This is a genomic window from Micromonospora inyonensis (genome assembly GCF_900091415.1).
GTDB classification, from domain to species: Bacteria; Actinomycetota; Actinomycetes; order Mycobacteriales; family Micromonosporaceae; genus Micromonospora; species Micromonospora inyonensis.
This window is the reverse complement of sequence record NZ_FMHU01000002.1, coordinates 3122038-3140942: the sequence shown is the minus strand read 5'-3', so window position 1 is coordinate 3140942 and position 18905 is coordinate 3122038. Positions and strand designations below refer to the sequence as shown.

The 18905-nt window shown below is 73.1% G+C and carries 17 protein-coding genes; 10 read left to right on the top strand and 7 right to left on the bottom strand.

Annotated features, from left to right (window positions below; translation table 11 throughout):
* Nucleotides 1-3: 3 nt before the first annotated feature.
* Together GA0074694_RS28245 and GA0074694_RS28240 are read right to left on the bottom strand one after the other, a co-directional pair.
* The gene (locus GA0074694_RS28245) at nucleotides 4-429 is read right to left on the bottom strand and encodes a helix-turn-helix transcriptional regulator (protein ID WP_091462968.1); all 426 of its coding nucleotides are present in this window, start codon (nucleotides 427-429) and stop codon (nucleotides 4-6) included.
* Nucleotides 430-494: 65 nt separating this feature from the next.
* Nucleotides 495-1589, bottom strand: coding sequence for an App1 family protein phosphatidate phosphatase (locus GA0074694_RS28240; RefSeq protein ID WP_245714955.1), 1095 nt, complete (start codon nucleotides 1587-1589; stop codon nucleotides 495-497).
* A gap of 88 nt (nucleotides 1590-1677) precedes the next feature.
* On the opposite strand from GA0074694_RS28240, the gene GA0074694_RS28235 reads away from it, so the two are divergent.
* The 4 genes from GA0074694_RS28235 (at nucleotide 1678) to GA0074694_RS28220 (ending at nucleotide 5995) form a co-directional block, all read left to right on the top strand.
* Nucleotides 1678-3273 carry an ArnT family glycosyltransferase gene (locus GA0074694_RS28235; protein ID WP_091462967.1) on the top strand — a complete coding sequence of 532 codons (1596 nt, stop codon included), beginning with the start codon at nucleotides 1678-1680 and terminating at the stop codon, nucleotides 3271-3273.
* A 78-nt stretch (nucleotides 3274-3351) separates the two neighbouring features.
* Nucleotides 3352-4146, top strand: a complete 795-nt coding sequence (gene yaaA / locus GA0074694_RS28230; RefSeq protein ID WP_091462966.1) for a peroxide stress protein YaaA — start codon at nucleotides 3352-3354, stop codon at nucleotides 4144-4146.
* A gap of 153 nt (nucleotides 4147-4299) precedes the next feature.
* Nucleotides 4300-4977: a hypothetical protein gene (locus GA0074694_RS28225; RefSeq protein ID WP_091462965.1), complete on the top strand. Its 678-nt coding sequence runs from the start codon at nucleotides 4300-4302 to the stop codon at nucleotides 4975-4977.
* 55 nt (nucleotides 4978-5032) lie between these two features.
* On the top strand, nucleotides 5033-5995 hold the full coding sequence (locus GA0074694_RS28220) for a TAXI family TRAP transporter solute-binding subunit (protein WP_245714954.1): 963 nt from the start codon (nucleotides 5033-5035) through the stop codon (nucleotides 5993-5995).
* 15 nt (nucleotides 5996-6010) lie between these two features.
* Here the strand turns inward: GA0074694_RS28220 and GA0074694_RS28215 are convergent, their stop codons facing one another.
* The gene (locus GA0074694_RS28215; RefSeq protein ID WP_091462964.1) at nucleotides 6011-7462 is read right to left on the bottom strand and encodes a sensor histidine kinase; all 1452 of its coding nucleotides are present in this window, start codon (nucleotides 7460-7462) and stop codon (nucleotides 6011-6013) included.
* 7 nt (nucleotides 7463-7469) lie between these two features.
* Nucleotides 7470-8126: a response regulator transcription factor gene (locus GA0074694_RS28210; RefSeq protein WP_091464207.1), complete on the bottom strand. Its 657-nt coding sequence runs from the start codon at nucleotides 8124-8126 to the stop codon at nucleotides 7470-7472.
* Nucleotides 8127-8495: 369 nt separating this feature from the next.
* On the opposite strand from GA0074694_RS28210, the gene GA0074694_RS28205 reads away from it, so the two are divergent.
* On the top strand, nucleotides 8496-9029 hold the full coding sequence (locus GA0074694_RS28205; RefSeq protein WP_091462963.1) for an acyltransferase: 534 nt from the start codon (nucleotides 8496-8498) through the stop codon (nucleotides 9027-9029).
* A gap of 203 nt (nucleotides 9030-9232) precedes the next feature.
* Here GA0074694_RS28205 and GA0074694_RS28200 read toward each other — a convergent pair whose 3' ends face one another.
* From GA0074694_RS28200 to GA0074694_RS28190, 3 genes are read right to left on the bottom strand one after another with little or no spacing between them, the layout of a single operon-like run.
* Nucleotides 9233-10516 carry a nucleotide sugar dehydrogenase gene (locus GA0074694_RS28200; protein ID WP_091462962.1) on the bottom strand — a complete coding sequence of 428 codons (1284 nt, stop codon included), beginning with the start codon at nucleotides 10514-10516 and terminating at the stop codon, nucleotides 9233-9235.
* Nucleotides 10517-10521: 5 nt separating this feature from the next.
* On the bottom strand, nucleotides 10522-12078 hold the full coding sequence (locus GA0074694_RS28195; RefSeq protein WP_091462961.1) for a glycosyltransferase family 2 protein: 1557 nt from the start codon (nucleotides 12076-12078) through the stop codon (nucleotides 10522-10524).
* Complete coding sequence (locus tag GA0074694_RS28190) at nucleotides 12075-13703, bottom strand: glycosyltransferase family 4 protein (RefSeq protein ID WP_245715052.1); 1629 nt, start codon at nucleotides 13701-13703, stop codon at nucleotides 12075-12077. The genes GA0074694_RS28195 and GA0074694_RS28190 overlap by 4 nt, the downstream gene beginning before the upstream one ends.
* Nucleotides 13704-13939: 236 nt before the next feature.
* Here GA0074694_RS28190 and GA0074694_RS28185 point away from each other — a divergent pair, with 236 nt between their 5' ends.
* The 5 genes from GA0074694_RS28185 to GA0074694_RS28165 all read left to right on the top strand — a co-directional run bounded on the left by GA0074694_RS28185 (nucleotide 13940) and on the right by GA0074694_RS28165 (nucleotide 18898).
* On the top strand, nucleotides 13940-14983 hold the full coding sequence (locus tag GA0074694_RS28185; protein ID WP_141714295.1) for a type VI secretion system membrane subunit TssM: 1044 nt from the start codon (nucleotides 13940-13942) through the stop codon (nucleotides 14981-14983).
* A 77-nt stretch (nucleotides 14984-15060) separates the two neighbouring features.
* Entirely contained in the window at nucleotides 15061-15903 is an 843-nt protein-coding gene (locus GA0074694_RS28180; RefSeq protein ID WP_091453604.1) for an IS5 family transposase, read from the top strand.
* A 9-nt stretch (nucleotides 15904-15912) separates the two neighbouring features.
* On the top strand, nucleotides 15913-16449 hold the full coding sequence (locus tag GA0074694_RS28175; RefSeq protein ID WP_091462959.1) for a hypothetical protein: 537 nt from the start codon (nucleotides 15913-15915) through the stop codon (nucleotides 16447-16449).
* A 217-nt stretch (nucleotides 16450-16666) separates the two neighbouring features.
* Nucleotides 16667-17512, top strand: a complete 846-nt coding sequence (locus GA0074694_RS28170; protein WP_425413672.1) for an IS5 family transposase — start codon at nucleotides 16667-16669, stop codon at nucleotides 17510-17512.
* Nucleotides 17513-17653: 141 nt separating this feature from the next.
* Nucleotides 17654-18898 (top strand): IS110 family RNA-guided transposase, encoded by a 1245-nt coding sequence (locus GA0074694_RS28165; RefSeq protein ID WP_091461346.1) that lies wholly within the window; start codon nucleotides 17654-17656, stop codon nucleotides 18896-18898.
* Nucleotides 18899-18905 lie beyond the last annotated feature (7 nt).

Here is an 18905-nt window from a genome sequence, read left to right as displayed (position 1 = left end):
GTTTCACGCTACGGACGTCGGGACGGCCTTCGCTTCTCGATTCCTGACCGGTCGCGTGAAAATCTTGGCGACACAGGCCGGAATGGCCGTGCCCTCGTCGTGGCGACGGGCCCGGTACGCGCTGGGGCTCTCGCCGACCAACTCGGTGAAGCGCGAGCTGAACGACCCCAGCGAGGTGCACCCGACCGCGAAGCAGACCTCCGTCACCGTCAGGTCACCCCGCCGCAGCAGCGCCTTGGCCCGCTCGATCCGGCGCGTCATGAGGTAGCTGTACGGCGTGTCCCCGAAGGCGGCGCGGAAGCTGCGGGAGAAGTGGCCCGGTGACATGAGCGCGGCGCGGGCCAGCGCCGGAACGTCGAGCGGCTTCGCGTAGTCGCGGTCGATCAGGTCACGGGCCCGGCGCAGCCGGACGAGGTCCTCCAACGTCACACGACCACCCTTCCACAGTGCCCCGGGGCCGGCCGACCCGCCGTCGTGCCCGAGCCGTACGCGGCTCAGACCAGGCCCGCCTGACGGAGGAGTTTCCACAGTCCGGCGCCGTCCGGGGCGGAGAGCCACTTCTGCCCCACCGGCCCGGACGACGACTCCTGCCCGGCCAGCGGCGCAGGGAGCGTACCGGCGAGCACCGACTGGGTGGGCGAGAGCCGCCGGATCGCCACGCCCGCCACGTTGGCCGGATGGGCGGCGGCGAACTCCCGGTAGATTTCCTGGTCGTGCTGGCCGTCGTCGCCGACCAGCAGCCACTTCACGTCGGGGAACTCGCTCGCCAGCCGGGCCAGGGTGGCCCGCTTGTGTTCCTTGCCGCTGCGGAACCACCGGTCGTGGGTCGGGCCCCAGTCGGTGAGCAGCAGCGGCCCGGCCGGGTAGAGGTGCCGGGAGAGGAACCGGGTCAGCGTCGGCGCCACGTTCCACGCGCCGGTGGAGAGGTAGAAGACCGGCGCGCCGGGGTGCGCGGTGACCAGGCGTTCGTAGAGCACCGCCATGCCGGGCACCGCGTTGCGGGCGTGCTCGTCGAGGACGAAGGTGTTCCACGCGGCGAGCAGGGGTCGGGGCAGCGCGGTGACCATCACCGTGTCGTCGATGTCGGAGAGGATGCCGAACCGGACCTGCGGGTCGAGGATGCGCACCGGCGCCTCCACCGGTTCGGCGTCGGCCATGCTCAGCCGGACCGACCCCCACCCCGGGGGCAGGTCGGCCTCGACCACCGTGTTGACGAAGCCGCTGCGGTCGGCGCACGCCTCGTGGCGGACGCCACCGGCCTCGATGGTGACGGTCACCCGCTTCGCCGGCAGGGTGGCGAAGCTGCGCCAGCCGCGTACCTTCTCCAGCCGCCCCTTCTTCCGGTTGTCCGCCCGGCCGAGCAGCACCCGGCACATCACCCGCACCCAACCCGGGCCGCCGTAGCCCGTGTAGGCGACGATGTTGGTCTGCCAGCCGGTGCGACGCAGCCGGCGTTCCACCAGCCGGTGGACGGCGTCTTCGATCCGGGCGGCGCGGTGCAGGCTGGGTACGGCGAGCTGGCCGGCGGGAGGCGTGGACACGCTGACACCCTGCCACACCCGCCGCCAGGCGGCCACGCGAGCAAGCATCCCGCCCTCACCTGCGCCGATCCGCCTCCCCCGGCCGGCTCCCCGTGACACACTTTCGCTCGCAGGGCGGCGACGGGGGCGTTCGGCGATGGCGACAGGCGTACCACGGTGGGTTCCGGCGCTGGACCGGCCGGCGCTGGTCGCGCTCCTGCTCGGCATCGCGGGGGTGGGCTACCGGCTGGTGCTGACGGTGCACACCGTCCCCGCCGGCAACAGCGACGAGGCGACCTTCGGTCTGGTCGCGCTGCACGTCGCCCAGGGCCGCGCGCACCCGGTCTTCCTGTACGGGCAGCGGTACATGGGGGTGCTGGAGTCGTACCTGGCGGCGCCGCTGGTCGCCGTCGCCGGACCGTCCTGGACGGTGCTGCGGCTGCCCCTGCTGGCGCTCTACGCCCTCTTCGTCTGGTTGATGTACCGGTTGACCCGCCGGGTCTTCTCGCCCTGGTTCGCGGTGCTGGTGGTCGGCCTGCTGGCGCTCGGCACGGAACGGGTGGTCCGGGACCAGATGACCGCCGTGGGCGGACGCCCCGAGGTCAAGGTGGCGGTGGCGGCGATGCTGCTGGTCGCGGTCGGGCTCGCCGAACGCACGGTCCGGCACCGCCGGCTGGCCGTGGGCCTGTTCGGGCTGCTCGCCGGGGTGGCCACCTGGTCGGACTGGCTGATCGTGCCCTACCTGGCGGTGGCCGGGCTGACCCTGGCGTACGCGCTGCGCCGGGAGCTGGTCGGCTGGGCGGCGGTGCTGCTGCTGGCCGGTTTCACCGTCGGGGTGTTCCCGATGCTCTGGGACAACCTCACCGCTCCGCCGGGGCAGGACTCGCTGTCGGTGTTCCGCCGGGTCGACGCGACCGGCGGACCGCCCGGCCCGCTGGCCGGACGGATCGCCGGTGGGCTCACCGAGGGGGTACCGCTGGCCAGTGGGCTCTGCCCGGCGGGGGGCTGCGCCCGCTGGCAGGAGTGGTTCGGCCTGCTCTACCCGGTGCTGCTGGTGCTCGCCGTCGGGCTCGCGCTGGTCGCGCTGCGCCGCCGGGTCACCCACCCGGTCCGGCCGGTCGTGACGCTCGCCCTGGTCGCCGGGGCGGCGTTGACCCTGTTCGGGTACGTGCGCAGCCCGCTGGCCGCGTTCGATCCGCTCTCCAGCGCCCGTTACCTGTCGGTGCTCCAACTGTCCCTGCCGGCGGTGCTCTGGCCGCTGTGGGTGGCGGCGGTGTCCTGCTGGCGGGGCACGGCGGGGGTGGCCGGGCGGCTCGCGGGGGCCACCGCCACCGCCGTACTGGCCGCGCTGACCGTCACCGCGCTGGTGGCGACCGGCCAGTTCGCCACCGGCACGGCCGGCATCCGCGCCGAGGAACGTCAGGCCCGCCGGGTCGCCGAGGTGCTGCGCGCCGCCGGCCCCCGCCACGTGTACGGCGACTACTGGACCTGCCACCGGCTCACCTTCACCACCGCCGAGGAGGTGCTCTGCGGGGTGCTCGACGACGGGCTGCACCCGGGGCAGAACCGCTACCCGGCGTACTGGCGGGCGGTGGGGCGCGCCGAGCGGCCCGGGTACGTGCTGCGGGCCGGCTCGCCCGCCGAGCGGCGGCTGACCGAACTACTCGCCGCAGGCGGCGTCCCGGCCACGGTCACCGACGTCGGCGACTACCGGGTGTACCACCCGGCCACCGCCGTCCGCCCCTGGCGGTGAGCGCTGCCGTCTCCGCCGGCGGGGCCCGGGTAGGCTCGCCCGGCCAGCGTCCCACCGGCCCGTGAGGGGTGCCTCCCGATGCTCATCCTGCTGCCGCCCTCGGAGCGCAAGGCCGACGTCCGCGCCGGGCGGCGGCTCGACCCGACCCGGCTCAGCCTGCCCGAGCTGAACCCGGCCCGGGAGGAGGTGCTGGACGCGCTGGTCGCCGTCGCCACCGCGCCGGGCACCGACGTCGGGCGGGAGGTGCTGCTCACCGGCGCCCAGCGGGACGACATCGCCCGCAACGCGCGACTGCGCCGGGCAGCCACCGCCCCGGCGGCGGCGGTCTACACCGGGGTGCTCTACGAGGCGCTGGACCTGGCCACCCTTCCCGCGCCAGCCCTGCGAGCCGCCCGCCGGCAGGTACTGGTCGCCTCCGGGCTCTGGGGCGCGGTACGCCTCACCGACCGGATCCCGCCGTACCGCTGCCCGATCGGGACCACCCTGCCCGGACCGGGGACGCTGACCGCGTACTGGAAGCGGGTGCTGGCACCGGCGATGGAGTCGGCGGCGGCCGACGGACCGGTGCTCGACCTGCGCTCCGCCGCCTACGCGGCGACCTGGACGCCCCGGGGGGAGGTGGCCGGGCGGACGGTGACCGTGCGGGTGCTGCACGAACGGGAGGTCGACGGGGTGGTGACCCGGTCGGTGGTCAGCCACTTCAACAAGGCGACCAAGGGCCGGCTGGTACGTGACCTGCTCACCGCCGGGATCCGCCCGCGCGACGCGGCCGAGCTGGTCACCGCGCTGCGCGACCTGAAGTACCCGGTGCTGGAGGAACCGGTCACGCCCGGCCGGCCCCGCCGGGTCGACGTGGTGGTCACCCGGCTCTGACCGTGGGTGACCGGCGACCGGCCGGCACCTCCGCCGCACTCGTCGCCGGGCGCGACAACGCAAATTTTGCTCAAGGCTTGCGCCGATCGGTACCGCGCGGGCCCCTCACCGTCCACCGTAGGGATACCCCGACGAGTGGAGGAGCGGTCCCCGATGGAAACCACCCTGCTCGACCGGCCCCGGGCCACGGCGCACCCGCCGCCGCTGGACTGGCCGACCGTGGCCGACGCCTTCGAGGTCGCCTGCCTGCTGCGCTGCATGCCCCTGCCGGCGGGTCCCCGGGGCCGGCATCCCGGTGAGCCGTACCGGAGCACCGTCGAGTTCAACCGCGAGGACGCCGCGCTGCGCATGCGGCAGTTGCTCGGGCGGCTCGGTGTCCCGGTGGAGCACGACATCACCGTCGGCGGTCTGCGCCGCCGTTACGAACTGCACCAGCTGCGGGTGCCCGCGTCCGCCCGGACCGCCTACGCGACGCTGCTCGACACCGGGTGGCGGCAGGGCCGGCGGGAACTGCTCGGCGGACCGGTGCCCGGCGCGTCCGCGGCCCGTCGGGTGTGGCGGTCCCGGCTGGCCGCCGCCGCCTGGCGGTCCGCGCTGCTGGCCGGTGGCCGGCACGTCCGCCGGCACATCCTCGGGGTCCGCCTCACCGACCGGGAGCTGGCCGCGGTCCTGGTCCGGGGCGCCGCCCTGCTGGAGGTTCCCGCCACGCTCCGCCCCGGGGCCGGCTGCTTCGTGGTGAGCGTCGCCGACGGGGCGGACCGCAACCGGATCCTGGAGAGCGCCAGCCTGACCCCCGCCCCGGTGACCGCCCCGGCCGGGGAGACCGCCTAGCGTCCGCGCGACGGCGGGTTGCCAACCGGGGCCGTCCGGGCGCAGAGTACAGCCGGTGAACACCGTGCCCTCCGCCTCCGGCCGGCGGCCGGCGGTCGCCCTCGCGCTGCTGGCCGTGCTGGTCGGGGCGGCCGTTCCGGCGTTGGCCGGATGCCGCGACGAACCAATCGAGCCGGTCCGGATCCGGATCGCCACCGGTAGCCCCACCGCGGTCTACCACGCCTTCGGCCAGTCGCTGGCGACCATCCTCAACCGGGAACTGCCCGGGGTCCGGGCGACCGTGGTGGTGACCGCCGCGTCGGCGGAGAACGTCCGGCTGGTCGCGGCGGGCGGGGCGGAACTCGGCTTCACCCAGGCCGACGTCCTCTCCGGGGCCCCGGACGCCCACCCCGGCGTGGTGGCGGTGGCCCGGGTCTACGACGACCTGCTGCACCTGGTCACCAGCGCCGAGTCGCCGATCCGGACGGTGGCGGACCTGCGCGGCCGGCGGGTGTCGGTGGGTGCCCCCGGCTCGGGCACCGGGATCACCGCGGGCCGGCTGCTCGACGTGGCGGGACTGGACGGCGGTGCGGTGCGACGGGAACGGCTCGGGCTGGACGACTCGGTGACCGCGCTCCGCGACGGGCGGATCGACGCGTTCTTCTTCTCCGGCGGCCTGCCGGTACGGGCGATCGAGCAGCTCGCCGGCACCGCCGGGATCCGCCTGGTCGACCTGGGCGAGTGGACCGAGCCGTTGCGCCGCAGCCACCGGGAGGTCTACGTCTCCCGGGACATCCCCAGCTCGGCGTACGGCGCGGAACCGGTGACCACCGTGGCGAACCCGAACTACCTCGTGGTCGGGGCGGACGTGCCGGAGGCCGTGGTGCGGGAGGTGACCCGGCTGCTGATGGAACGCCGGGAGGAACTGGCCGCCGCGCATCCGGCCGCCGGTCGGATGAGTGCCCGATCGGCCATCGCCACCGTCCCGCTCCCCCTGCACCCGGGCGCGGCGGCCTGGTACCGGGCGAACAAGCCCTGACCACGCCCGGCCGGCTCAGGGGTCCGCCGCGCTCGGTCCGGCCGGCTCAGGGGTCCGCCGACTCTCGGTCCGGCCGGCCCCCGGCGGGCCGGCTCCGGTCGGCGCGGTGGGAAACCACAGCTCGGCCACCAGGCCGCGCGGCTCGCCCCGGCGCATGGTCAGGTGCCCGCCGGAGGCGTCCACCAGCACGGCCACGATGGTCAGTCCGAGCCCGGCCCCCTCGACGTTCTGCGCGTCCGGGGCACGCCAGAAGCGTTCGGTCGCCTGCGCGAGCTGACTGTCGGTCATACCCGGACCGGTGTCGGCGACCACCAGCGTCACCCCGTCCTCGGCCGGCTCGACGGTCACCGTCACCGCGCCCCCGGCGCCACTGAACTTCACCGCGTTGTCGATCAACGCGTCCAGGGCCTGGTCGATGGCGGTGGGCACGGTACGGGCGTACCGGGGGCCGGAGGCCGCGACCAGGCGTAGCGTGACCTGCCGGCGGCGGGCCAGCGGCTCCCAGGCGGTCACCCGGGAGGCGGCCACCGCCACCGCGTCGACGGTCACCAGCCGGTTCTCCTCCCGCTCGGCCCGGGCCAGGGTGAGCAGCGCGTCGAGCACCTGGGCCAGCCGGTCGGTCTCCTCCAGGGCCAGCCGGTGCTCGGCCCGCCCCTCCGGGTCGGTCAGGCTCGGCCCCAGCTCCTCCACCCGCAGCCGCAACGCGGTGAGCGGGTTGCGGAGCTGGTGGCTGGCGTGCGCGACGAAGGCCCGCTGCCGGTCCATCACGTCGGAGACCACGTCGGCCATGTGGTTGAAGCCGGCCGCGAGGCGGCGCAGCTCCGGCGGCCCGAGCCGGTGCTGGACCCGGGCGCTGCGATCCCCCTCGGCGATCTCGTGGGTCACCGCGTCCAGTTCGATGACCGGGCGCAGCACCCAGCCGGCCAACCCGAACGCGGTCGAGACGCAGGCCAGCACGGCGAGCAGCCCGATCGCCGCGAGGACCAGCCACCAGGTCGTGACAGCGCGGCGGACCGCGTCGACCGGGCTGGCGGTCACCACCGCGCCCAGCACCTCGCCGCCGTCGTTGATCGGCACCGCCACCACGATCGGTCCGTCCACCCAGGGCCAGACCGACTCGGCACCGGTGAACTGCTGCCCGGAGAGCGCGACCCGCAGGGCCAGCTCGGTCGTCGGGGACGACCGGTAGCCGTCGGAGACCGCCACCGTCCGCAGCTCCCGGTCGACCACGGCCGCGCCGATGCCGTACAGGTCCTCGTAGCTGCCCAGTTCCCCGTCGAGCTGGCCGGTGCCGCCGCCGCGAAGTGCCGGGCCGGCGAGCGAGGCGAACCGGGTGGCGTCGGCGAGCCGGTCCGCGCGGACCCGGTCGGTCTCCCGGTTGGCCAGGGTCACCGCGAGCGGGGTCTCCAGTGCCACCAGCACCAGCGCCATCAGCAGCAGGTAGCTGATGACCAGCCGACGGCGCACCTCGACCTCACTCGGCGCGGAGCCGGTAGCCGACCCCGCGCACGGTCTCCACCAGCCGCGCGTCGCCCAGCTTGCCGCGCAGCGACCCGACGTGCACCTCGACGGTGTGCCCCTCGGCCCAGGTGGTCCCCCAGACGTCAAGCAGGATCCGCTCGCGGGGCACCACCGCGCCGGGCTGCCGGGCGAGCGACACGAGGATGTCGAACTCCTTGCGGGTCAGGGTGACCGACCGGTCGTCGACGGTGACGGTCCGGGCGGCCACGTCGATCCGGAGGCCGCCGGCGGTGATCCGGTCCAGTTCCGGTGCGGCGCGGGCGGCGCGGCGCAGCACCGCCTCGATCCGGGCCTGCAACTCGACCATCGAGAAGGGCTTCACCACGTAGTCGTCCGCGCCGAGACGCAGCCCGAGCACCCGGTCCCGCTCCTCGCCCCGGGCGGTGACCGCGATGATGCCGATCTGCGCGCTGCGCCGCCGCAGCTCCCGGCACAGTTCGGTGCCGTCCCCGTCCGGCAGGGTCAGGTCGAGCAGGACCAGGTCGCACGGCGCGGCGGCCAGCGCCGCCGCCACGGTCGCGGCGTGCTCGACCTGGTAGCCCCGCCGGGTCAACGCCGACGACAGGGCCGCCGCCACCCGGCGGTCGTCCTCCACCAGCAGGACCCGCACCCGCACCTCCACTGTTGAGCCCCCGGTCAGCGAATGGTGCCAGACGGGCTGGCGTCACGACACCCCCGGCCGGGGACCGCACCGGGCGCCGGCCTGCGGACGGCCGCCCGCAGGCCGGGAGGGGCGGCGGGACCGGACGCCCCTCCGGCCGGGTGGGACAGCTCGGGTGGACGGCGTTGCGGCGGGTGAGCGTCGGGCGTGGGCGGAGCCGCCGGTTATGCTTCCCGCTGCCGTGGTGCTCCCCGGTGACGCGCGCCGGGACCACGGGTGACCGAGCACGTGCGCCGGCTCCGGGCGGGTCCGTCCCGCCGGCCGCCGGCCGTACGCCACACCGGCGCGGACGCGCCCTGCTGACTGTGAGTGGAGCCCATGAGCCAAGGAACCGACCAGGTCTTCGTGCACCCGACGGCCGACGTCGAGGAGGGCGCGCGGATCGGCGACGGCACGAAGGTCTGGCACCTGGCGCACGTCCGGTCCACCGCGCGGATCGGCGGCGGCTGCGTGATCGGACGCAACGTCTACGTCGACAGCAACGTGGTCATCGGGGACCTCTGCAAGGTCCAGAACAACGTCTCCGTGTACCAGGGCGTGACGCTGGAGGACGAGGTCTTCGTCGGCCCGTGCGCCGTCTTCACCAACGACTTCCGCCCCCGGGCGCAGAACCCGGACTGGGAGATCACCCCGACCGTGGTACGCCGGGGCGCGTCCATCGGCGCGAACGCCACCCTGGTCTGCGGGATCGAGGTCGGCTCGTACGCGATGATCGCCGCCGGTTCGGTGGTGACCCGGGACGTCGCTCCGTACCAGCTGGTCGCCGGTAACCCGGCCCGCCCCAAGGGCTGGGTGAACGAGAAGGGCGAGGTGGTCTCCCGGGACCCGGCCAACCCGCCGGCTGGCGTCTGAGGTGGTAGGAGGGGTCCCCTGTTACCGCTTTCTGTCGTGCAGGGGTCCCCTCCTACCACCCGGCGGCAGCGCCGGACCGGCGGCAGTCGGCGCGGAGAGCCAGGACGCGGCGGCGAGGTGCCGGCGACGCGGACGGGCCCCGACCGGATCGGTCGGGGCCCGTGTCACGTGGGGCGCGGTCCGGCGGACCGGACCGGTGTGGCTCAGCCGCCGATGACGACGCGCCGGACGTCGGCCCAGCGCGCCGGGTCGGTCACCCGGCGGCCGTCGACCAGCACCCGCACGTCGGGCAGGTCGGTGGCGGCCAGGGAGCGGTACTCGGCGTGGTCGGCCTGCACGACGGCGGCGGTGACCCGCTCCCCGGCGTAGGCGGGCAGCCCGTGCGCGGCCAACTCCTCGGCGGTGTACATCGGGTCCGAAACGTACGGCTTGGCGCCCCGGGCGCGCAGCGCCTCCACGGTCGGGAAGACCCCGGAGAAGGCGGTCTCCTTGACCCCGCCCCGGTAGGCGGCACCGAGCACCAGCACCTCCGCCCCGGTGAGGTCGCCGTACGCGGCGGCGAGCAGGTCGACGGCGTACTCCGGCATGGCCGCGTTCGCCTCGCGGGCGGAACGGACCACGGTGGCGGCGGGGTCGTTCCACAGGTACATCCGGGGGTAGATCGGGATGCAGTGGCCGCCCACCGCGATGCCCGGGGAGTGGATGTGGCTGTACGGCTGGGTGTTGCAGGCCTCGATGACCTTGGTGACGTCCACGCCGACGGTGTCGGCGAACCGGGCGAACTGGTTCGCCAGGCCGATGTTGACGTCCCGGTAGGTGGTCTCGGCGAGCTTGGCCAGCTCGGACGCCTCGGCCGAGCCGAGGTCCCACACGCCGTTCGGCTTGCCCAGGTCGGGGCGCTCGTCGAAGTCGAGCACCGCCTCGTAGAAGCGGACGCCGTGCGCGGCGGACGCCTCGTCGATGCCGCCGACCAGCTTCGGGTAGCGGCGCAGGTCGGCGAAGACCCGGCCGGTGAGCACCCGCTCGGGGCTGAACACCAGGTGGAAGTCCGTGCCGGCGGTGAGCCCGGAGCCCTGCTCCAGCATGGGCGCCCAACGGTTGCGGGTGGTGCCGACCGGCAGGGTGGTCTCGTAGCTGACCAGGGTGCCCGGCTTGAGACCGGCGGCGATGGCCCGGGTCGCGTCGTCCATCCAGCCGAAGTCCGGCACGCCCTCGGCGTCCACGAACAGCGGTACGACCACCACGACGGCCTCGCTGTCGGCCACCGCGGCGGCGGTGTCGGTGGTGGCCGAGAGGAGACCGGCCGAGACCACCTCCTTGAGCTTGACGTCCAGATCGGCTTCCCCGGGGAACGGCACCGCGCCGTCGTTGACCAGGCTGACCACCCGCTCGGAGACGTCGGCACCGATGACCCGGTGCCCCTTCGTCGCGAACTGCACGGCCAGCGGCAGTCCGATCTTCCCGAGGGCGACGACGCAGATGTTCATGTCTACTACTTTCCTCCTAGTGGAAGCCTGCGCCGCAGGCGGGCCATCACCCGGCGTGGCGTCACAGGTGCTACGGCGACGATCAGTTGACCCTTGTGGTTGGTGGTGGCGGTGAGGACGTGCAGGCGTGCGCCGCGGCGGACCACCACACGCTGGGGCACCGTCCGACGGGGACCGCGCAGGGGGGCCGTCCCGGTCGTACCGAGCGCGTCGATCCGCGCCTGGATGAGTCGAAGCTTACCGCCGGGAGCCAGGTCGGTGAGGAGACCGGCCAACAGGATGCGCGCCCGGATGGTGGTGCCGGTGATGTCCGGGACCAGCTCGGTGCTCTCCGCCGGCACGTCGCCCGCCACGATCTTCAACGCCGAGGCGAGGTGCGGCAAATCGGGACGGGGGCTGCGGGCGGTCACCACGAGGGCGCGGGTGCCCTCGAAGGCGACCGACACGGTGTCCAGCCGGGCGATCCAGTCCGCGGCGCTGCCGGTGATCTCGAACCACTGGTCCGGGATGCCGAGACGGGGGTCGCGGAAGCCGGGGTAGTCGGCGTACCAGCGGTCGTCCTCCACCACCGCCGGTGGGTTGCCCTGGTCGGCGTCCTGCCGGATCGCCGCGAGCAGGTCGTCCAGCTCACCGTGCCAGGCCAGGGCGAGCCGGACCCGGGTCTCGATGCCGATCTGGTCCCGGATCGTGTCGGTGAGGTACCGCTCGGCCAGCGACCGCACCCCGGCCTGGACGCTGGCCTGGGTGGGCCGGTCCAACGCCAGGAAGTCGTTCTCCAGCAGCCGGGCGACCTCCCAGGCGAAGTGGCGCAGCAGCACCGCGTCCCGCCGGGGGCCGGCCTCGATCAGCCCGCCCACGAAGTCCATGATCGACTCGGCGCAGTGCAGCCGTTCCAGGTGCCGGCTCTTGTACGTGATGTTGTGGGCGTTGAACCGCCGCACGGCGAAGTAGTAGTCGTAGTCGGCGAGCACGGAGACCCGTCGGGCCCGGTAGCAGGCCTCGATGGTGAACGGCTGGTCGCTGCCGACCGGCATGTCCTCCGGGTAGCGCAGCTTGTGCCGCTCGATCAGGTCACGCCGGAACAGCTTCGTGTTGGACAGCGAGAACGGCAGCGGCGAGGTGAACAGGTCCACCTCGGCCTGGGTGGACTCGAAGATGGCCTGGTGGATGTAGCGGCTGTTCACCCCCACCATCCGGCCCAGCACCACGTCCGAGTCGTACCGGTCGGCCGCCGCGACGAGCCGCTCCAGCGCCTCCGGCCCGAGGTAGTCGTCCGAGCCGATGAAGAAGACGTACCGGCCGGTGGCGATCTCCAGCGCGCGGTTGCTCGGGTTCGCCGGACCCCCGGTGTTCGCCTGGTGGATCACCTTGACCGTACCCGGGTACGACCGGGCGAACCGGTCCAGCTCCCGGCTGCTGCCGTCGGTGGAGCCGTCGTCCACGGCGATGACCTCGAGCCGGTCGAGTCCGATGGTCTGCTCCACCACCGACGTCAGACACCGGGTCAGGTAGGGCATGGTGTTGTAGACGGCGGTGATGACGGTGACGTCGGGGACGGTCACGTGCCGGCCCTCACCGCCGGCCGGGCGGCCCCCGGACCGGCCGGGTCCGCCCCGGCGGCCGGTCGCGCACCGGGCGGTGTCGGGCCGGGCCGGTCCGGCAGGAGCCGGCGGTAGACGCCGTCCAGCACCTCGGCCTGCGCCTCCCAGGTCCAGCTCTCCAGCAGGCCGGGGCGGTCGTACGCGGCGCGGTAGCGCTCCGGGTCGGCGAGCACAGCGCGGACCGCGCGGACGTAGTCGGCCACGTCCTCGGCGCGGAACACCTCGCCCTGGCCGGTGGAGCGCACCGTGCCGGCCATCGTCTTGACGTCGCTGACCACCAGCGGCAGCCGGGCGTGCGAGTACTCGAAGAACTTCGTGATCAGCGCGATCTCGTGGTTCGGCCAGTGGTGGATCGGGATCACCCCGACGTCGGCCGCGGAGAGGAAGGGCACCACCTGCCAGTGCGCCACGTACGGCAGGGCGTGCACCCGGTCGGCGACGCCCCGCCTGGTCGCGCGGGCGAGGACCTCGGTCATGTAGGGACCGGCGGGCTTGTTGACCACCATCGCCACGTGCACCCCGGGCATCTGCGGCATCGCGTCGACCATGGTATCCAGGCCGCGCTGCCTCCCGGCCGACCCACTGTAGACCAGCAGGGGCACCTCGGGGCCGATCCCGCAGAGGGCACGCAGGTCCGGTGCGGGTGCGTCCGGGGTCGACTCACCGTGGTCGGCGGCTGGCGCGTTGAGCACCACGTCCGGCACGGCGGTCAGGCCGTGCTCCCGTTGCAACAGCTCGGCCAGGCCGCCGGAGACGGTCATCACCGCGTCGGCGTACGGGGCATACTCCCGCTCGTGGGCGCGGTGCGCGGGCAGCCAGCGGGCGTTGTCCTGCCAGGGCTTCACGCCGGGCAGGAACTCGTGCGCGTCCCAGACCACCTTGATCTTGCGTCCCCGCGCGGCGGCGCGGATCTTGGCGCGGGCGGCGACCCCGAGCATCCGGAAGTCGTTGGCATGCACCAGGTCGGGCCGCAACTCGTCGACGACCGGGCCGTAGGCCAGCTCGTAGTCCCACAGCCCCGGCTCCAGCCGCCGCCACGCGCCGTCGCCCTTCACCGTCTGCCAGAAGAGCGTGTACGCCCGGTCCCACGGGTTGCGGAACCGGCGGTGGGTGCGGGCCCGGGTGAGCATCCAGTACCGCCCCGACACCCAGGTGCGGGTCAGCTTCGCGGCGACCTGCTCGGCCCGGAGCGCCCGGCGACGCAGGCCGAGGCGGGGGGTCGCCGGGTCGGCGACGGCCAGCTGCGCGGCCCGGACGTCGAGGTCGGCCTGCCACGCCCGGACGGCCTGCCGCCGGTGGGCGGCGATCCCGCTCGGCGGGTACGCCAGCGGCCAGCGCAGCCAGGACCGCCGGAACTCGTGCCGGCGGCGGGCGAGCGGATCGGGCATCGCCAGCAGGCGCACCTCCGCGTCGCCGAGCCGCCAGGACTGCGCCACGCCTCCGGGGGCCCGCCCCAGCAGGACGACGTCCCAACCGGCGTCGGCAGCCGAACGGGCTGTCTTCTGGACCCGGGAGTCGCCGTGGACACCGTTGTCGACCAGCATGACGATCCGTCCCCGGGTGCCGGCCGTACCGTCAGATCCCATCATCCGCCCGTCTTCCGTCCCTCGCCGCGGCCCCGGCGAGTCTACGACAAGCGCTGCGAAGGGCCAGTCGCCCTGTCCGCCGTGTCCCCGACGCGGGGAGTGTCCTGGTTGTTAATCTGCGTCCGGTTCCGCAGTCGGGGTCGGTGGCTCCGGTCCGGAGGCCCCCTTCGCTGTCCCACCTGAAGAAGCGACACCCGTTCCCCGCTCGACACAGACAGGACGCGATAATCGACGTGGTGACGACCGAGGAACGCCCCCGACCGGGCCGGGACGCCGACACGTCCGCGGCCGGCCCCGGCAGCCGTACCGTGCTCGGCCGACGGCTGGTCGCCGTCGTACGCCACGCACTGCCCGCCCTCGCCGCGTACACCGCGGTTCGGGTCTTCGGGGTGCTGGTCGTCTACGTCTGGGCCCGCAACGCCGGGGAGAGCCCGGCCTCGGTGCTGAGCAAGAACGACGGCCTCTACTACCTCTCCATCGCCCGGGTCGGCTACGACGGGTACGCCCGGGTGCAGAGCGACATGGCGTTCTTCCCGCTCTACCCGGGCCTGGTCGCGGTCGCCGACGTGGTCTCCCCGTTCGGCCTGCGGGAGACGGCGCTGCTGGTCGGCAGCGCCGCGTCGCTGGCCGCCGCGTGGGGGCTCTTCGCGCTCGGCAACCACCTGCACGGGCGGTCGGTCGGCGTGCTGCTCGCCGTGCTCTGGGGAGTGCTGCCGCATGCTGTGGTGGAGTCGATGTCCTACAGCGAGGGCCTGTTCACCGCGCTCGCCGCGTGGACCCTCTACGCCCTGCTCCGGGAGCGGTGGCTGACCGCCGGAGCGCTCTGCCTCCTCGCCGGACTGGCCCGGCCGACCGCCTCCGCCCTGATCGCGGTGGTGGGTTTGGCGGCCCTCGTGGCGGTCGTCCGCCGCCGGGACGGCTGGCGCCCCTGGGCGGCCGGGGCGCTGGCGCCGCTGGGCTGGCTGGGCTACCTCGCCTGGGTCGGTCGGCAGACCGGTCGGGCGGACGGGTGGTTCCACATCCAGGAAGCCGGCTGGGGCTCGTCGTTCGACTTCGGCGTCTTCTTCGTGCAGCGCGGTCGGGAGGTACTGGCCGCCCCGTCGGGGTTGCAGCTGTACGTGGTGACCGGGGTGTGCCTCGTCGCGATCATGTTGTTCGTCCTGAGCGTGCTCGACCGGCAGCCCTGGCAGCTGTTGCTCTACGCCGGGCTGCTGCTGGCCACCACCCTGGGCGCCGCCGGCTACTACCACTCTAAGAGGTCGCGCGGAATGGTGGGTTGATCGGCGCGCCTGAACGGATGCAGACACAGAACTGGTGATCATGAAGTTGCTGACGCTCCGTGATCACGGGAGGTTCTGTGCCTGCCATCCCAGCATGGCTGATCGAGCCGTTGTGGGTCCAGTTCGCCGCGCTGCTCCCCGATCGGCCGACCTACCAACCGACACATCCGCTGGGCTGTCACCGCAAGCGGATCGATGACCGCATCGTGTTCGACAAGCTGGTCCAGGTGTTGCGGTTCGGCTGCGCCTACGAGGCGATCGCCGATGCCACCTGTTCGGCCACCACGATCCGCGGCCGCCGTGACGAGTGGATAGAGCTTGGGGTGTTCGCCCAGCTCAAACAGATCGCCCTGGACGCCTACGACCGGCTCGTCGGCCTGGTCCTCGACGACATCGCCGTGGACGGCTGCATCACCAAGGCTCCCGGCGGCGGCGAGGCCGCCGGACGCTCACCGGTCGACCGGGGCAAGCAGGGCATGAAACGCTCGTTGATGGTCGACGGCTACGGCATCCCCCTCGGCCGGGTCCTGGCCGGCGCGAACCGACACGACTCACCCCTGCTCGGCCCCACCCTCGACCACCTCGACGACCTCGGCCCACTACCCCAGGCCATCACGGTGCACCTCGACGCCGGATACGACTCCCAGGTCACCCGCGCCCTGCTGGCCGAGCGCGGCCTGACCGGTGAGATCGCCCACAAGGGCGACAAGGCGCCCATCCAGGCGAGCCAACGGTGGCACGTCGAACGGACGAACAGCTGGCACAACGCGTTCAACCGGCTGCAACGCTGCTACGAACGAACAGAGAAGGTCATCGACGCCTTCTTCGACCTCGCCGACGCGATCATCACCGTCCGCAGCCTCATCCGGCGTGCATGGACCCTCTACCGGTGGAACAACCGACCCGCCCGCCGCCGATGATCAACAACCATTCCGCGCGACCTCTTAGACTACTTCGGTCGGACGACGGGCCTGCACCTCGCCTACCTGGGAGCGGCCAACAACACCGCCCGTTCGTTGGCCCACCTGGTGATCGGGACACCGGGGATGCGCCTCGATGTCTACTGCCCGGAGGACAATGGCTTCCCGCCGGAGGAACTGGAGGCGCTGAACGCGCGGCGGCCCGATGGCGACCCGATCCGGCAGCGCCACCAGCTGCCTCGGCGGCCCGATCCGGTGGACGCGGTCTACACGACGCGGTGGCAGTCGATGGGGGTGCCGCACGGCGACCCCGGCTGGGAGCAGCGATTCGCCCCGTTCCGCATCACCCGGGCGACGATGGCGAGTTTCTCGGGCGCAACCGACGCGGTGTTCCTGCACGACCTCCCCGCTGTGCGCGGCCAGGAGGTCGAGTCCGACGTGCTCGACGGGCCGCTGTCCCTCGTCCGCCAGCAAGCCCGGCACAAGGCGTCGGCCGCTGCCGCCGCCCTGGCGTGGGTGCTCGCTGCACCGGCGCCGGCCAGGTAAACGGTACGGAGATCCGGCCGTGCGGGTTAGGCAGTGTTTGGTAAGGGGCAGCGGTTGGTGAGGCTCCGGCGTGGCGGTGATCGGTAAAGGTTGAGGTCTCCGGTAGATCGGTTAGCGACCAAGCAAACCGAGACCGACCGGAGACCTCATGCCCAGCGTAGCGGCGACGAGGCGGCACGACCTCACCGACGCGCAGTGAGCGGCGCTTGAGCCTGCTCTGCCTGCCAGCTCGGGCAGAGGACGTCCGCCCAAATGGACCAAACGGCAGATGATCGACGGGATTCGGTGGCGAGTACGTACGGGTACGCCGTGGCGCGACGTGCCCGAGGCGTATCCGCCCGGGCAGATTCTGTACGAGTGGTTCCGGCGCTGGCAGCGCGACGGCACCTGGGCGGACATCCTGGCCGAGTTGCAAGCTGACGGCGACGCCGCCGGGAGGATCGGCTGGACCGTGAGCGTCGACTCGACGGTCAGCCGAGCGCACCAGCACGCGGCCGGTCCCCGTCGCGACGGTCACGCGCAGAAGGAGCCGCCGGGCGGGTTGCAGACCGAGCCCGCTGATCATGGGCTGGGCCGATCGAGGGGCGGGTTGACCACCAAGACGCATCTGGCTTGTGAGCAGGGCCGCAAACCCCTGGCGATGGTGATCACCGGCGGGCAGCGCGGTGACAGCCCGGAGTTCATCCCGGTCCTACGCAAGATCCGCGTGAAGCGGGTGGGCGGTGGCCGGCCGCGGACTCGCCCGGACCTGGTCCTCGCGGACAAGGCGTACACCAGCAAGGGCAACCGGGGTCACCTCCGCGCGCGGGATCAAGGCGTGCATCCCGAGCATGGCCGATCGACTGTTTCGGGCCTGGTGCGCTGGCTGCGGCGCCGAGTACTGGTTCCACCTCGTAGCGAGTGCCTTCGATCATGGCGTAGAGGCGCTGCCAGCGGATTGGGCAGAGGCAGGCCGCCGTGCTCATTGGTGCACCCTTGTCTCACTCGAGCTGAGGTTGGTTCGAGTGCACCGGTGACCGTCGGGCCATCGCCCAGCTCGCTCGACCTTCGAGGTCCAGCATGAGTTCTGCGAGGCCCGGCGGCCCGGGACACCCCGACTGGCAACAGGGCTATGCGCCATCGAGCGCCGCTCAATGAGCGACCGGCAGTGGTGTCCCGGAACCGCCAGGTGCTTCCCCACTGGTAGCGCAGCGGAGAGGCAACTATGAGTGTGACCGACACCGCCGTGCCGGCGCGAGGCAACTCGGCCGGGGTGGACTGGGCCAAGGACGACTACGCGGTCTGCGTGGTCGACGCCGACGGTGAGCCGCTGGAGCGGCTGGCGCTGAAATACACCAGGACCGGCCTGAGACGGCTGATCGACCTGCTTGACCGGCATCGGGTGGACGCGGTCGGCATCGAACGCCCGGACGGGCCGATCGTAGATGCGTTGCTGGCCGCCGACACGACCGTGTACGTGATCCCACCCTCGCAGGTCAAGGCACTGCGCCGACGGTACGGCTCGGCCGGGAACAAGGACGACCGGTTTGACGCCTACGTCCTGGCCGACACCGTCCGCACCGACCGGCGCCGGCTGACCCCGCTCGTGCTGGACAGCGAGACAACCACCGGGCTGCGCAAGCTGTGCCGCGCTCGCAAAGACCTGGTCGCCCACCGCATCGCGGTCGCCAACCAGCTGCGCGCCCACCTGGCCACGACGCTGCCGGCCACTGTCGAGCTGTTCAACGAGATCGACTCGTCGATCAGCCGGCAGTTCCTGACCCGGTTCACCACCCAGGATGCCCTGGACTGGCTGTCGCCCAAGCGCCTGGCCGCCTGGCTGAAGAGCGCGAGCTACTGCGGCCGCACCGACCCAGCCGTGCTGCACGCCCGCATCGACGCCGCGCCTCGCGGCGCCACCGGAAACTACGGACAGACCCTGGCCGGCATCACCCGCGCCTACCTCGCCACCCTGGCCGCCATCGTGGCCCAGATCGACGCCCTGAACCAGCAGATCACCGAAGCCCTCGACCTGCACCCCGACCGGGACATCTTCACCAGCCTGCCCCGCTCCGGCACCGTCCGCGCCGCCCGGCTGCTCGCCGAGATCGGCGACGCCCGCGGCCGGTTCCCCACCCCGGCGTCCCTGGCCTGCCTCGCCGGCGTCGCACCCTCGACCCGCGAATCCGGCAAAGTCCGCATCGTGACCTTCCGCTGGGCCGTGGACAAACAACTGCGCGACGCCGTCTGCGACTTTGCCGGTGACAGCCGCCACGCCAACCCCTGGGCCGCCGACCTCTACCAACGAGCCCGAGCCCGCGGCCACGACCATCCCCACGCGGTCCGTATCCTGGCCCGCGCCTGGCTGGACATCATCTGGAAGTGCTGGACCACCAACACCCCCTACGACCCGGACCGCCACCGAGCCCTCCAACACCTGCTCAAACAAGATCATCAAGTGGCGGCTTGACACAGGG